We start from the raw sequence: 14,809 nt of genomic DNA on the forward strand, positions 1-14,809 counted from the left end.
GGGATAGTAATGTATTAGAGTAAATTAATTTTTTATGTATGCTGCAATAAAGTATATTCATTATCGATGAATCTTACTTATAATTGCAACTTATATATTATAAATTTTGCCTAAAAATTAAAATAATATAGGAGTAAAATATGATAGGAATATCCAAATTATTATGTGGTACTGAAAGCTTTGGAGACAAATTGAGATATGTACATGGAGCTAGTATGCAAAAGAATGGAGTTAGTAAAGGACGTGGGCCTGTGGTTGTCTGGAATTGTACAAAAACCTGTAATTTAAAATGCAGGCACTGCTATGCAGATTCAGACAGCAGGATATATAAAGATGAACTTACTACTAAAGAAGCTAAGAATTTTATTGATGATTTGCAGAAGCTCAAAGTACCTGTGATACTGTTTTCAGGAGGAGAGCCTCTGCTGCGTGAGGATTTATTTGAATTAATTAAATATGCCAAACAGTGTAATATAAGAAGTACAATTTCAACTAATGGTACGCTTATAAATAAGGATATTGCAGCTAGGCTTAGACAATGCGGCGTAGGATATGTAGGTATAAGTTTAGATGGAATTGGTGAGAGACACGATATATTTAGAGGTGTTAAAGGCTCTTTTGACAGTGCGCTAAGAGGAATTAGAAATTGCAGGGAAACAGGTCAGAAAGTTGGATTAAGATTCACTATAAATAAATATAATTATAATGAACTGGAAAATATATTTCATCTTATTGAAGAAGAAAAAATTAATCGAGTCTGCTTTTATCATTTAGTTTATTCAGGTAGAGGAACATCTATGATTGATGAGGATATATCTCATGATCAGGCCAGAGAAGCAATGAATTTAATTATGACAAAAACTATGGAATTAGGAAATAAGGTGGAAATACTCACAGTAGATAACCATACAGATTCCGTTTATCTATATTTGCAATCAAGAGAAAAATATCCTGCTTTAGCGGATAATATCCTTAAATTAATGAGGCTTAATGGCGGAAATCGATCAGGAATAGCTATTGCAAATGTGGATTATAGAGGAAATGTTCACCCTGATCAGTTTACATCACAGTATACTTTTGGAAACGTTAAAGAGAGAAGCTTTGGTGATATTTGGTCCGATACTTCCAATTCTATTATTAATGGATTAAAAAACAGAAAAGTTATGCTTAAAGGAAGGTGCAGTAGTTGCAAATGGCTTGACATCTGTAATGGGAATTTCAGATCTAGGGCAGAAGCTGTCACAGGAGATTTTTGGGAATCAGATCCTGCCTGTTACTTGACTGATAATGAAATAGAAGGAATTAGCCCAGGAGTGTAATTTTTTCCAATTTTAATCTTCAACTTTCAACTAATAAAAGATTGTTTTGTCTTTTTCCTATAGTACTAATTGAAATCAAATGAGATTAAAACGTATAGAGGAGGATTTATTTTATGATCATATCATGGAATACTACTAATAAATGCAATATGTATTGCAAACATTGTTATAGAAATTCTGGTATTAGAGCCAAAGAGGAACTAAGCACTGAAGAGGGAAAATTGCTCTTAGATGAAATAGTAAAAGCTGGCTTTAAGATAATGATATTTTCTGGTGGAGAACCTCTTATGCGTCCTGATATTTATGAATTAGTGGAATATGCATCAGAAATTGGCTTAAGACCTGTACTTGGCAGTAATGGTACACTTATAACATTAGAGGTTGCTAAAAAATTAAAAGATGCAGGGGCTATGGGTATAGGTATTAGTCTGGATAGTCTCAATACTAAAAAACATGATAATTTTAGAAATTATAGTGGTGGTTGGCATAAGGCAGTTATGGGAATGAGAAACTGTAGAGAGGCAAAACTACCTTTTCAGGTACATACCACTGTAATGGATTGGAATAAGAATGAAATATTAGATATAACTGATTTTGCTGTGGATATAGGAGCTGTGGCTCATCATGTATTCTTTATGGTTCCTACAGGAAGAGGATTAAATATAGAAGATGAAGCATTGAGTAAAGAAGAATATGAAAAAACCTTAAAAAATATAATGTTAAAACAAAAAGAAGTATCTATAGAATTAAAACCTACCTGTGCACCTCAGTTTATGAGAATTGCGGCAGAAAATGGGGTGAAGACAAGATTCAGAAAAGGATGCTTGGCTGGCACTGCTTATTGTATTATAAGCCCCACAGGAAACGTTCAGGCTTGCGCTTATTTGGATATGCCTATCGGTAATGTAAGAAAAATTCCATTTAGCGATATTTGGAATGATAATTTAATATTGAAAAAATTAAGAACTTTAGATTATAAGGGAAAGTGCGGTATTTGTAATTATAAAAAGACCTGTGGTGGCTGCAGGGCACGGGCAGCATTTTATAATAATGAAGATCCAATGGCAGAAGATATCTGGTGTCTATATTCCAATGTAGAAGCGGAGAATATAGGCAATGGATAGGGAAAGTAAGGAGATACTTAATTTAATACAGAACGAATTTCCACTAGATAACAGACCTTTTCTAAAAATTGCCAATAAACTTAACACTACTGAAGAAAAGGTTATTGATACAATTAATAAACTAAAGAATAAGGGATATGTGAGAAGGATAGGAGGAATATTTGATTCTAAAAAATTGGGTTACTGCAGTCTTTTGTGTGCTATAAAAGTACCCGATGAGAGAATTTCTGAAGTGGCAAAGCTTATAAGCAGCTATAAGGGTGTTACCCATAATTATGAGAGGAATAATGACTATAATTTATGGTTTACAGTTACAGCACCTTCACAAGAGGATATCAAAAATTTTTTAAAGAATATTAAGACGCGTACTGGTATTGAAGAAATATTGGAGCTGCCTGCCATAGATGTATTTAAAATTAAAGCTATTTTTGCACTAAAGGAGTGATAGGGTATGCTAAGTCCTTTAGATATAAATATCATTAAAAAAATTCAAGGAGAAATTCCCATTGTACCAGAGCCCTATAAACAAATAGCTGAGGAACTTGGAATTTCCCAAAAGCAATTGATAGATAAAATAAAGGAATTTTCAAGTAAAGGAATTATTCGTAGATTTGGGGCTATTTTAAATCATAGAAATGCTGGATTTAAGGCAAATGCTATGGTAGTATGGAAGATACCGGAGGAAAGAATTAAAGAAATAACTGAAATTATGGTGAAATTTCCTGAAGTGAGTCATTGCTATAGAAGGCCTGTATTTCCTCATTGGCCCTACAATATTTTTACTATGATTCATGGACAAACAAAAAATCATTGTGAAAAAATAGTTGCAGAAATTTCAAGGTTAAGTCATATTAGTGATTATAGTATATTGTATAGTACCTGTCAGTTTAAAAAGGTTAGCATGAAATATTTTGATAATGAAAATGTATGAAATATAATATGTTAAAGTTGTTAGAAAAGAATCAAAATTGTTGAAAAGATATCTTTTGTAAAGTTTAAGAGTATTAAAACGTAAGAATAGTTATGTTTTAATACTTTTCTTATTAAGGCAGTAATTTATCTCAATTACAAAGTGATATTTCTAAAGAAAATAATGAGTTAATATAGTAAAATATAAGTATAGCAAGTGATAAATACAAATGCATACAAGGAGGATTAAAAAATGGGTAACGGTTTTTATTATGAAACAGAAATTGGGAAAATAGGAATTGTTGAAAATGGTACGGCTATAACTAATATGTATTTTGGAGATATAATTCAACAAGATGTAAATATAGAAGAAACACCTTTATTGAAAAAAGCAAATGAAGAGCTGCAGGAATATTTTTCTGGAAAGAGAAAAAACTTTGATTTACCACTGGAAGCGGAAGGAACGGATTTTCAAAGAAAAGTATGGAAGGCGCTGCAGGAAATCCCTTATGGTGAAACTTGCAGCTATAAAGATATAGCAGAAAATATTGGCAATACAAAGGCTTCCCGTGCAGTGGGAATGGCAAACAATAAGAACCCAATATTTATTTTTATTCCCTGCCATCGTGTTATTGGTTCTAATGGGAAATTAGTAGGTTATGCAGCTGGACTTGATGTAAAGGAGAGACTTTTAGAAATGGAAAAACGAAATGTTGGATAAGCATTAAGGCATGTGAAAATAAATAGTAAGCCAAAGATGTGACGAATATTTTAAATATGACTAAATATGAAAAACTAAAATATAGTATTTAATTGGAGGATTTTAATATGTTAAATATAGGTTGCCATTTATCAGCTTCAAAGGGCTACAAAGCCATGGGTAAAGAAGCACTTAAAATAGGAGCAAATACATTTCAGTTTTTTACACGAAACCCCAGGGGTGGAAAGGCAAAAGAAATTGATCCCAAAGATGTAGAAGCACTACTTGAAATAGCAAGGGAAAATGAATTCGCTACAATGCTGGCTCATGCACCTTACACTTTAAATGCCTGTTCAGCAGATGAAAGCATAAGGAAGTTTGCATTAGAGGTTATGGAAGATGACATAAAAAGGATGGAGTATTTGCCAAATAATCTTTATAATTTTCATCCAGGCAGCCATGTAAAGCAGGGAGTAGAGGTTGGTATAAAATATATTACAGATATGCTTAATGCCGTACTAAAGCCAGAACAGACAACTACAGTACTACTTGAAACAATGGCAGGTAAAGGTACAGAAGTAGGACGTAGTTTTCAGGAATTAAAGCAGATTCTTGATGGGGTCAATCTTTCAGAAAAGATGGGTGTATGTCTTGATACCTGTCACGTTTATGATGCAGGCTATGATATTGTGAATCATTTAGATGATGTATTAGAGGAATTTGATGAAATTATTGGACTTGACAAATTGCGTTCCATACATTTAAATGACAGTAAAAATCCCTTTGAAAGTCACAAAGATCGACATGAGAAAATTGGTGAGGGCTCTCTTGGAAAAGAAGCTATAATAAGAGTAATCAATCATCCTAAATTATATACCCTACCATTTTTTCTGGAAACTCCAAATGAATTATCTGGTTATGCTGAAGAAATTAAAATACTGAGAGAAGCCTATGAATACTAATAAAAATGAGGAGAAGACATTGGAAAATACAATAAGAGAACAGATTTTTCAATTGGCAGATGGAAAATATAGAGAATTTCAAAGAGGATTATGCCCGGGGAATGATAATATTGTAGGGGTAAGGCTACCACTGCTAAGGAAGCTGGCTAAACAGATAGCCAAAGGTGACTGGAAAACCTACATGAAGGAAGCAGAAAATGAATATTACGAAGAAGTTATGCTTCAGGGTTTGGTTCTTGGATATGTAAAAGCTGACATTGAAGAAATTCTAAATTTTGTTACGGATTTTATTCCTAAAATTGATAACTGGGCTGTGTGCGATAGTCTTTGTACAGGATTGAAATTTACAAAAACTAATAGAGACACTGTACTTAATTATATTAAGCCATATCTATCTTCAGAAAAAGAATTTGAAGTGCGGTTTGCCGTTGTGATGCTTCTTAACTTTTACATAGAGGAAAATTATATTGACAGAGTGCTATTATTGCTGGATGGAGCAAAACATGAAGGCTACTATGTGAAAATGGCTGTTGCCTGGGCTGTTTCAATATGCTACGTGAAGTTTCCTGAAAAGACAATGGAATATCTGAAGAATAATACCTTAGATGATTTTACATATAATAAAGCATTACAAAAGATTACAGAGTCTTTAAGAGTTGATAGGGAAACCAAAACTCTTATAAGAAGTATGAAACGCAAAATATAAAAAGAAAGATTGCGGTAAGTGGTATCTTTGATTTGATTATAATACTGTGAGTTTCTGCATAAACTTTAAAAAAATCGTAATTTAATGCATATTTTCTTTATACTATTGACAAATCGATAATTAATAATACTGAAAATTGATATATTGATTTTTTCCAATAAATATAGTATAGTAATTCATGGCTAGAAAATAAATATTACTATTTATACAATTATTGATATATATTTATATAACTAGGTAATTTTTACAAATAAACTATATACATATTGGAGGGGAATAAAATGAATAAAAAAAAGATAATAGTAGCTCTAGCATCAGTGATGGTTGTAGCTACCTTATTTGCCGGCTGTGGAAGCAGTAATAACAGCACAGGAAATCAAGGCAATGGAAAAACAATAAAAGTAGGACTTTCAACGGACGAAGGATGACTTAACGATAAATCTTTTAACCAATCAGCTGATGAAGGAATTAAAAAGGCTCAGAAAGAACTTGGAAATGTTGACTACAAAGCAATAGAGTCAAAGAAGAAGGATGAATATCAGCCAAATCTTCAGGCTTTAGTAGATAATGGGTCAGATTTAGTTTTTGGTATAGGATATCAAATGGCAGATGATTTAGAAGCTATAGCTAAAAAATATCCAGATAAAAAATTTGCCATTGTAGATAATGCTTATGATAACCAGCCTAAAAATATAGAATCTTTAGTATTTAAGGAACAGGAAGGTTCTTTCTTAATGGGAGTTATTGCAGCTAAAACTACTAAAACCAATAAAATAGGATTTATTGGTGGAAAAGATAGTGAACTTATAAACAAATTTGCAGCAGGATATATTGCAGGAGCAAAAACTATAAATCCAAGTATAGATATTAAAGTTGTTTATATAGACAGTTTTGCAGATGCAACAAAGGGTGAAGAGGCAGCAACAACCATGTATAGCCAAAACTATGATGTTATATATCATGCCGCTGGTGGTGCAGGAAATGGACTATTTAAAGCAGCTAAGAGTGCAAATAGCAGTGGTAAAAAAGTTTGGGCTATAGGTGTGGACCAAGATCAGGCTGTAACACTTCCAGAATACTCTGATGTTATTCTTACAAGTATGGTAAAAAGAGTTGATACTTCTACTTATGACACTGTAAAGGATCTTTCAAAGGGAAGCTTCCAAGGCGGAAAAATAAGAGTATTTGGATTAAAAGAAGATGGCGTTGGATATTCAGCAAGTACCAGTAAAAATGTACCTAAAAATGTGTTAGATTTAGTAGATAAATATAAACAGGCAATTATTGATGGTAAGATAAATGTACCAACAACAAAAGATGCGGCTAATAGCTTTAAAACAGAAGCTTTACAATAACAAATATATAGTTAGATTAAATTAACGACATAAATATGAAATGAGGCTGTCTTTACGATGCATATATATGCAATAGCAAGACAGCTTTTTAACTATGCTTCTATTAAAAACAACTATTAAAATCTGATTTTTAATAGATAAATGGGATATTTTTAAATATATAATTCATTTTAAAGAGGGAGGTATCAAAATGGATAAGGTAGTTCAAATGAAGGGGATAACGAAAATATTTCCTGGAACAATAGCAAATGACAATGTAGATTTTGAACTCCTAAGGAGTGAGACACATGTTTTGCTTGGCGAAAATGGAGCAGGAAAAACTACACTTATGAACATTTTATATGGATTGTATCAGCCTGAAAGAGGAGAAATTATTGTAAATGGAAATACCACATCAATAAATAATCCAAATGATGCTATAAAATTGGGAATAGGTATGGTTCATCAACATTTTATGCTTGTACATAATTTTACAGTAGCAGAAAATATAGTTTTAGGTATGGAGCCTAAAAAGGGAATTTTGTTAGATAAACGAAGAGCCATAAAAGATGTTGAAGAAATCGCTAAAAAATATGGATTTGTTATTGATCCTAATGCAATTATTGAAGATATATCAGTAGGTCAGCAGCAAAAGGTTGAAATACTAAAAGCTTTGTATAGAGGAGCAGAGGTTCTAATATTAGATGAACCAACAGCTGTTTTAACTCCACAGGAAATAGATGAATTAGGAGCTATAATAAAAAATCTAAAAGAGGAAGGTAAATCTGTAATACTCATAACTCATAAACTTAAAGAAGTTATGAAAATGAGTGATAGAGTTACTATTATAAGAAGAGGAAAGGTAACTGGAACTGTAAATACAAAAGATACTAATATAGATGAACTAGCAGAACTTATGGTAGGCAGAAAGGTTAACCTTACGATAGAAAAGAAAGAGTCCAATGTAGGGAAAGAAGTATTAAAAGTAGAAGATTTAGCAGTAAAGGATAATAGAGGAATTGAAGTAGTTAAAGGTGTAAATTTGTCTGTATATGCTGGAGAAATTGTAGGGATAGCAGGGGTAGATGGAAATGGTCAATCAGAATTTATAGAAGCTTTAATCGGGCTTATGAAAGCTGAAAGGGGTAGGATCGCTCTTAATGATAAAGATATATTTAATAAGACACCACGTGATATAACGGACAGAGGGGTAGGGTATATTCCAGAGGATAGGCATAAAAGAGGTCTTATATTAGATTATTCATTGTTTGAAAATTCAATACTTGGGATTCAACACAGAGAACCCTTTAGCAGGGGAATTGTTATGAATTATGAAGAAATACATAAACATGCGAAGAAACTTATTGAGGAATTTGATGTAAGAACTCCTAGCGATGAAGTGCGTGCAGGATCATTGTCCGGTGGAAATCAGCAAAAGCTTATAGCTGCTAGAGAAATATCAAAGGATCCAGATCTTTTAATTGCTTCTCAGCCTACCAGGGGATTAGATGTAGGAGCTATTGAATATATACACGGTAGAATTGTACAAGAAAGAGATAAAGGAAAAGCAGTACTTCTAATATCCTTAGAGTTAGATGAAGTTCTTGCACTTTCTGATAGAATTGCAGTAATGTATGACGGAAAAATTATAGATATAATTGATAGAAAAGATGCAGATGAAAAGAAACTTGGAATACTTATGGCAGGTGGAAGTTTAAAAAAAACAAAAGACATGTGAAAATAAATACACTAGTATACAGACTAGTTATTTATTTACCATGCTTTTAATGAGGAGGAATAGGAGTGAGTAACTTACAAGTTAAAAATAATAACATTAGTGAAATTATAATAAATTCTCTAAAGAGCTTGGTATTTCCTATATGTTCTATACTAGTTTCTTTGTTTGTAGCTGTTTTCTTTGTAATGTGGTCTAAAGGGTATAATATTACTCAATATTTTACAGCATTGACAGACCTGTTAACTATTATAGTGAATGCAAGTTTTGGGGATAAATCAAGAGCTTTTGAAACTATAGTTTTTGTAACACCTCTTGTATTTACAGGTGTAGCACACTCTGTAGCATTTAAATGCGGATTATTTAATATAGGTGTAGAAGGTCAGTTCACTTTAGGAATGCTCGCAGCATCAATAGTTGGTATTATACCAGGATTAAGTCCTATAGTCCATATTCCATTATTAATAATAAGTGGTATTGCAGCAGGTGGAGTATGGGGGGCAGTACCTGGTTATTTAAAAGCGAAATTCGGTACTAATGAAGTAATAAATTCAATAATGATGAACTATATCGCTATGTATGTAGTAAATTTTGTAGTGCTAAGGACGCCTATAGGCATAGCATCAAAATCTAGCACACCTGTAATTCAGGATAGTGCAAAATTAATGCAATTTAGTAGTTCCAGTAGGGCAAATATTGGAATAATAATAGCCATTATATGTGCCATTTTTATATACTGGTTAATTTGGAAAACTACTGTAGGCTATGAGATTAGAGCAGTAGGTATTAATCCTCATAGTGCCGAATATGGCGGGATAAATATAGCTAAGAGTACAGTACTTGCAATGGTAATATCAGGTGCGATAGCAGGACTTGGTGGAGCAGCACATTTATCAGGAGCAGCTTATTCTTCCAGTGATTTAATGTCCTTTATAGGTTACGGTTTTGATGGTATAGCTGTTGCTCTTTTAGCTAAGAGTAATCCTATTGGATGTATACCAGCAGCATTACTGTTTGGAGCCTTAAATAGTAGTTCAAGAATACTTCAATTAAACAATATACCAAAGGAAATAGTGTATTTAATACAATCAGTTGTTATAATCTTCGTAGCCACTGATTATATAGTTAAATATTTCGAAGAAAAGAAGAGAAAAAAGGGGGCAACTGTAAATGGATAAAGGAACGCTTATTATAAGTATAATAGCAGCAACGCTTAGAATGGCAACACCACTTATATTTGCAGCTCTTGGAGGCTTGTTTTCTGAAAAGTCAGGTGTAGTAAATATAGGTCTTGAAGGTATGATGACTATAGGGGCATTTTTTGCAGTATTCGGTTCTTTTGCTACAGGAAGTCCATTTTTAGGAATACTATTTGCTTTAGTTGCAGGTGGGGTTATAGCGGCATTGCATGCCTTTTTAAGTATAAATTTAAAGGCAGATCAAATTATTTCAGGTACAGCTATAAATCTTTTTTCTACTGCTTTTGCTAGCTTTCTTATATTTAAGATATTTAAAAAAGGTGGTCAAACAGATATAGTAAATTCGGTATCCTATAATATACCTAATTTTATAAAACATATTCCAGTAATAGGAGCACTGCTTAATGGATTAAATTGGTTTGTAATTTTTGCTTTTATATTTGTCATACTTGCCTATTTTGTTTTGGAGAAGACTTCTCTGGGACTAAGAATAAAGGCTGTAGGTGAACATCCAGGTGCAGCAGATACTTTGGGTATAAATGTATATAGAATGAGATATCTTTGTGTGATTTTATCCGGTATGCTTGCAGGACTTGGTGGAGCAGCTTTATCTATAGGGGCGTCCAATATGTATAGAGATGGAATGGTATCTGGCCGTGGATTTATAGCTCTAGCAGCTATGATATTTGGAAACTGGAAGCCTAAGGGCACTATGTTAGCATGTCTACTGTTTGCTTTCGGTAGTGCAATTCAAATAAATGCACAGATATTAAACTTTAACATTCCAAATGAAGTATATGCAGTTATTCCATATGTGCTTACTATGCTGGCTTTAGCAGGGTTTGTAGGCAAAACCACGCCGCCAGCTGCAGATGGAGTACCTTATGAAAAGGGCAAAAGATAATTTTCCTACCAAATTTTTAATTAATTATGTCTGTGTTTTGGCTAAAAACTTTTGTGTATTACGAAAGACCTTCCTGTAGTTTACAGATGAATCTTATAGAATTAGAGGTCACTGCAGTATTGGCAGTGCAGAAGCTAGTCATCAGATAAATTAATTTTATTTAGTGGGAGTTTGTAATCCCACTAAATTTACATTAGTTTTAGAAGCATGCTGTTGTCATTTACCTCTTTGGAGTCTATGGTTACGCACCATAGTAATTAGATGAAATTATATGTTACAAGAAGTTGTTTATCTTTTAGATTTTCTATACCCAGCCGCTTGTGCTTCTTGTTCTGTATTGAACCATTCTTCAGCATTTGTTTTATCATAGAATTGTCCTCCGGGTACATGATAAATCTTTTCACCATTAGAATTGATATTTCCTTTTATCAGTCCGTGTGAGGTAGAATTAGGACTGATGGAACTCTGTATACTTGATTTATTCGCAGTGGAACCGGTATAATTTTATTAAGGATTTTCTTAAAAATCATTATTTCATCTCCTGTTAATTCATTTTTTATCTCATTGATAAGTTGTTGTATATATTATATTATCTTTATTTAGAGAAGGATACAGAAAAATAGAGCTAGATTTGGAAATTAATAATGATTTAATTTAACAAAAATGAAAAAGAATATTAATAATTATGGGTTATTATAAGGGTGTACGAAATTACCTATTGGGAAAAGTGCCAGCAGAGATGTTGGCGCTTTTTTCCTATTTTTAATATCATTATTGAATTACCTATTAAGGATAATTATTTAATACATTTTGAATTCATTAAATAATTCTTATAAGTGTTGATGAGTTAAGGTTTTAGGATTATCTGATGGATTGAAGTTCATAAAAATTTTTCACTTGAAACTTAATATATATAAAGTTGTAATAAAACTGTAACAACAGCTTGATATTATAGAAACATAGAGATTACCCCTTTAGTTGTATATATGTTATAGAGGGAAGCCTTATAATAGTTAGTGGCATAAGGTGAGTATATCAAGGTAGGTTAAGGATATACAAATATAATATATCGAAGCACCTCAGGGCAGAGGGCAGGAAGCATGCTATAAGCATACTATCTGCAGTAGTGGTTCGATTCCGCTCTTCGATGCTATATAAACTATTAAGAAATATTAAACTATCACAAACCTTTAAATATAAGGTTTTATCAAAGTGATGACTGTATTAACACATTTTAAAATACTTTATAATTACAGTCAAAAATAACTTAATTACAGTCAAATTACAGTCAAAAAAATAGCTGCTATTTATAAAAAATCATTCAGCAAAGATGTAACTTCTTTTTTCTTTTTTTCAGATACATGAACATAAATTTTTTCAGTTGTATCAATATCTATGTGGCCTAAAAGCGATTGTATAACTTTTAAGTCACCACTTTTTTCATATAGCCTCGTAGCATATGTATGCCGTAAAGAATGAAATGTAAGTTCAGTTGGTATATTTAAAAGTTTATATATTTTCTTAATTGCTCTCAGTGGCTTCCTTTCATCTAAAAATGCGCCCTGTTCATCCGGAAATACAAGTTCTAATTTATTATACTTTTTAGAATTTTTAGCCTTATCTTTTAAATATAAACTGTGTCTTTTTTTTAGTTGTGGAATTATTTTATCTGGAATTGGCACATATCTAACTTCATCATTTTTAGTATCAGCTAGTAACTTGGAATATTTAATTACTTTGTCATCTTTGTATACAGCTTCTATATTGTATGTCTTGTTTATATATATGGTCTTATTTTTAAGATTAACTTTAGACCATTCCAGTCCTAACACTTCCCCTTTTCTTAATCCAGTAGATAGAGTGAAATAAATCAAATAGTTATATCCTTCATCAATATGCTTCTTTAAATAACTTGTTAGTCTGCTCTGTTCCTCAACTGTCATGAATCTTCTATTTCTATTAGGGACAACTCTTGGAAGTGCAACGGCATCACAAGGGTTTTTAATTATATAATCCTGCTTCATAGCTTCATTCAAAGATGACTTTATAAGACTGATAATGTATCTTATATTATTGGAAGTTGTCTTTAAATTATTTATGTATCTTTGCAGCTCAATGGCCTTTAAATCCTTAATTTTTTTAACACCTATGGCAGAGCTTTCAATGTAGTTTTGATAAAGTCCAAAATACCTTTGAAAACTTCTTGGTTTTAAACTATTCTTTTTATATTCAAATAACCAAGCTTTCATCCAGTCTTTAAGTTTTAGATCATCTTTTGTAAAATCTATTCTTTCAAAATCTTTTTTAAATTTTTTGATTTTTTCTAATAAATTTGAATGGGAATCAGCATATAATGTTTTACGTTTAGGTTTTCCAGTTGCTTGGTTAGTCCCAACCATAAAAGTAGCTGACCATCTTCCATCTTTTCTTTGATAAATAGTTCCTTCTCCATTTCCTCTTTTTTTCATAAAATCACCACCTCAAAAATATTTAGAAGCTACCAGATTCTATTTAGGTAGCTTCTAAACTAATAAATCTTAACAGCCTGTTTTACAACACCAATAATGTGAATATCATCTTTTTGAATATCATACATTTTTGGCAGATATTTTGAGTTATTTGACATAGGTATTAAAGTAATCATGTTATCATTTTTAACTACTTTTTTAACAGTGGCTTCCATGCTATCTATTAATACTGCTCCAATTTGGCCATTTTCAATGCATGGTGTTTTTTCTATTAATAATAAAGATCCATCTTTAAATTCTTGATCCATAGAATCCCCTTTAACTCTTAAATAAAAGTAATCTTTATCATTATCTATAAATTGTTTTAACGTAGGTAAATATCCTTCTACATTGTCTTGTGCAAGTATAGGTCTTCCTGCTCTTACTACACCGACTATAGGGATGTTAACTATATTTGATAAATCTTTATTGAGGGTATCATAAATAGCTGCTGATTCTTTTATTTTATCTTCATTAATCCAAGGGCTATCACCGAAAGCTTCCTTGGCACTAATCCTTGGCCCTTCATATGAAGGTGGTTCTTGTTTTGAGAGCGCGGAGCATAATATTCTAGGCTGCACATTAATTATTCTTCCAATAGTGTTCATGTGGTTATAATCTTGTTCCTCAGGTTGGATATTATCTAAATTTTCAAAGAACAGCTTTGGTACTCCTGATTTTTCTGAAAGTTCTTCTACTGTCATATTAAGGTCAGCTAATTTATTATCAATGATAGCTTTAGCTGATTCACCCATTAGATAAGTTAATGGCGTTTGTAATGCATTCGATATAGATTCTAAAGTATCAATACTTGGGTTATATCTGCTATTTTCTAAATCGGCTAAATATGACCTAGACAGATGTGCTTTTAATGCTAGTTCCTTTTGAGTAAACCCTTTTTCTTTTCTTATCATTTTTATATTGTTACCAATATCCATTTTATACAACTCCTTCATGTCGTTTGTACCGACTTTTATTTATATTATATCCATAAAAAGTCGGAAATACAATCTGTAGAATGACGGAAATACAAGTATATAAAAGCAATGCGACGGATTAGCAAGTTATTCCTCTTACATTGTTTAATTTAAAGAATAATCCTAAGATATAGAATTTGAACTAATGACGGAAATACAATACAATATTAATCAAAGGAGGGGTAAAAAATGATGGGGCAAAATGTAAAAAAAGAATTAGGGCAAATTATAAAAAGTAAAAGAATTAAAAAAAAATTCACTCAAAATAAGGTAGCATGTAGCATTAACATGTCAAGAAATTATTTGTCCGATATTGAAAACGGCAGGTATATGCCAAGTGTAGAGACCCTAGCTAAGATTGCAAAAACATTAGATATAGATCTAAATTTTTTAGTTAAAAATGACGGAAATACAAGTATATAAAGGGGGAATT

General features: G+C 31.9%; 13 protein-coding genes and 1 pseudogene. 12 read left to right on the top strand and 2 right to left on the bottom strand.

Features of this window, described 5'->3' with window-relative positions:
* Window positions 1-140 precede the first annotated feature (140 nt).
* The 11 genes and pseudogenes from nirJ1 to CLOPA_RS02615 all read left to right on the top strand — a co-directional run bounded on the left by nirJ1 (window position 141) and on the right by CLOPA_RS02615 (window position 10,892).
* A complete protein-coding gene (gene nirJ1 / locus CLOPA_RS02565) occupies window positions 141-1,319 on the top strand; it encodes a putative heme d1 biosynthesis radical SAM protein NirJ1 (RefSeq protein WP_015613915.1) in 1,179 nt (392 codons plus the stop codon).
* A 113-nt stretch (window positions 1,320-1,432) separates the two neighbouring features.
* Entirely contained in the window at window positions 1,433-2,443 is a 1,011-nt protein-coding gene (nirJ2, locus tag CLOPA_RS02570; protein WP_015613916.1) for a putative heme d1 biosynthesis radical SAM protein NirJ2, read from the top strand.
* Window positions 2,436-2,888, top strand: coding sequence for a siroheme decarboxylase subunit alpha (ahbA, locus tag CLOPA_RS02575; RefSeq protein WP_015613917.1), 453 nt, complete (start codon window positions 2,436-2,438; stop codon window positions 2,886-2,888). Before nirJ2 ends, ahbA begins: the two co-directional genes overlap by 8 nt.
* A 6-nt stretch (window positions 2,889-2,894) precedes the next feature.
* On the top strand, window positions 2,895-3,374 hold the full coding sequence (ahbB, locus tag CLOPA_RS02580; RefSeq protein WP_015613918.1) for a siroheme decarboxylase subunit beta: 480 nt from the start codon (window positions 2,895-2,897) through the stop codon (window positions 3,372-3,374).
* A gap of 231 nt (window positions 3,375-3,605) precedes the next feature.
* A complete protein-coding gene (locus CLOPA_RS02585) occupies window positions 3,606-4,073 on the top strand; it encodes a methylated-DNA--[protein]-cysteine S-methyltransferase (RefSeq protein ID WP_015613919.1) in 468 nt (155 codons plus the stop codon).
* A 107-nt stretch (window positions 4,074-4,180) separates the two neighbouring features.
* Window positions 4,181-5,014 (top strand): deoxyribonuclease IV, encoded by an 834-nt coding sequence (locus tag CLOPA_RS02590; RefSeq protein WP_015613920.1) that lies wholly within the window; start codon window positions 4,181-4,183, stop codon window positions 5,012-5,014.
* A gap of 19 nt (window positions 5,015-5,033) precedes the next feature.
* Window positions 5,034-5,720 carry a DNA alkylation repair protein gene (locus tag CLOPA_RS02595; RefSeq protein WP_041711167.1) on the top strand — a complete coding sequence of 229 codons (687 nt, stop codon included), beginning with the start codon at window positions 5,034-5,036 and terminating at the stop codon, window positions 5,718-5,720.
* Between the two features lie 281 nt (window positions 5,721-6,001).
* A pseudogene (locus CLOPA_RS02600) lies at window positions 6,002-7,075 on the top strand (BMP family lipoprotein).
* A gap of 190 nt (window positions 7,076-7,265) precedes the next feature.
* On the top strand, window positions 7,266-8,792 hold the full coding sequence (locus tag CLOPA_RS02605) for an ABC transporter ATP-binding protein (RefSeq protein WP_015613922.1): 1,527 nt from the start codon (window positions 7,266-7,268) through the stop codon (window positions 8,790-8,792).
* Window positions 8,793-8,857: 65 nt separating this feature from the next.
* On the top strand, window positions 8,858-9,967 hold the full coding sequence (locus tag CLOPA_RS02610; RefSeq protein WP_015613923.1) for an ABC transporter permease: 1,110 nt from the start codon (window positions 8,858-8,860) through the stop codon (window positions 9,965-9,967).
* The gene (locus CLOPA_RS02615; RefSeq protein ID WP_015613924.1) at window positions 9,960-10,892 is read left to right on the top strand and encodes an ABC transporter permease; all 933 of its coding nucleotides are present in this window, start codon (window positions 9,960-9,962) and stop codon (window positions 10,890-10,892) included. The genes CLOPA_RS02610 and CLOPA_RS02615 overlap by 8 nt, the downstream gene beginning before the upstream one ends.
* 1,307 nt (window positions 10,893-12,199) lie before the next feature.
* Here the strand turns inward: CLOPA_RS02615 and CLOPA_RS02620 are convergent.
* Together CLOPA_RS02620 and CLOPA_RS23520 are read right to left on the bottom strand one after the other, a co-directional pair.
* The gene (locus CLOPA_RS02620) at window positions 12,200-13,360 is read right to left on the bottom strand and encodes a tyrosine-type recombinase/integrase (protein WP_015613925.1); all 1,161 of its coding nucleotides are present in this window, start codon (window positions 13,358-13,360) and stop codon (window positions 12,200-12,202) included.
* A 59-nt stretch (window positions 13,361-13,419) separates the two neighbouring features.
* Window positions 13,420-14,337, bottom strand: coding sequence for a helix-turn-helix domain-containing protein (locus tag CLOPA_RS23520; protein ID WP_015613926.1), 918 nt, complete (start codon window positions 14,335-14,337; stop codon window positions 13,420-13,422).
* A gap of 228 nt (window positions 14,338-14,565) precedes the next feature.
* On the opposite strand from CLOPA_RS23520, the gene CLOPA_RS02635 reads away from it, so the two are divergent.
* A complete protein-coding gene (locus CLOPA_RS02635; protein WP_015613927.1) occupies window positions 14,566-14,799 on the top strand; it encodes a helix-turn-helix domain-containing protein in 234 nt (77 codons plus the stop codon).
* Window positions 14,800-14,809 lie beyond the last annotated feature (10 nt).

It is taken from the genome of Clostridium pasteurianum BC1 (assembly GCF_000389635.1).
GTDB classification, from domain to species: Bacteria; Bacillota; Clostridia; order Clostridiales; family Clostridiaceae; genus Clostridium_I; species Clostridium_I pasteurianum_A.

What these genes read in the sequence shown, in the direction of transcription:
- ahbB (WP_015613918.1), top strand. Translation starts at nt 2,895, where the DNA reads ATGCTAAGTCCTTTAGATATAAATATCATTAAAAAAATTCAAGGAGAA.
- nirJ2 (WP_015613916.1), top strand. Translation starts at nt 1,433, where the DNA reads ATGATCATATCATGGAATACTACTAATAAATGCAATATGTATTGCAAA.
- ahbA (WP_015613917.1), top strand. Translation starts at nt 2,436, where the DNA reads ATGGATAGGGAAAGTAAGGAGATACTTAATTTAATACAGAACGAATTT.
- CLOPA_RS02590 (WP_015613920.1), top strand. Translation starts at nt 4,181, where the DNA reads ATGTTAAATATAGGTTGCCATTTATCAGCTTCAAAGGGCTACAAAGCC.
- nirJ1 (WP_015613915.1), top strand. Translation starts at nt 141, where the DNA reads ATGATAGGAATATCCAAATTATTATGTGGTACTGAAAGCTTTGGAGAC.
- CLOPA_RS23520 (WP_015613926.1), bottom strand. Translation starts at nt 14,337, where the DNA reads ATGGATATTGGTAACAATATAAAAATGATAAGAAAAGAAAAAGGGTTT.
- CLOPA_RS02635 (WP_015613927.1), top strand. Translation starts at nt 14,566, where the DNA reads ATGATGGGGCAAAATGTAAAAAAAGAATTAGGGCAAATTATAAAAAGT.
- CLOPA_RS02585 (WP_015613919.1), top strand. Translation starts at nt 3,606, where the DNA reads ATGGGTAACGGTTTTTATTATGAAACAGAAATTGGGAAAATAGGAATT.
- CLOPA_RS02615 (WP_015613924.1), top strand. Translation starts at nt 9,960, where the DNA reads ATGGATAAAGGAACGCTTATTATAAGTATAATAGCAGCAACGCTTAGA.
- CLOPA_RS02620 (WP_015613925.1), bottom strand. Translation starts at nt 13,360, where the DNA reads ATGAAAAAAAGAGGAAATGGAGAAGGAACTATTTATCAAAGAAAAGAT.
- CLOPA_RS02605 (WP_015613922.1), top strand. Translation starts at nt 7,266, where the DNA reads ATGGATAAGGTAGTTCAAATGAAGGGGATAACGAAAATATTTCCTGGA.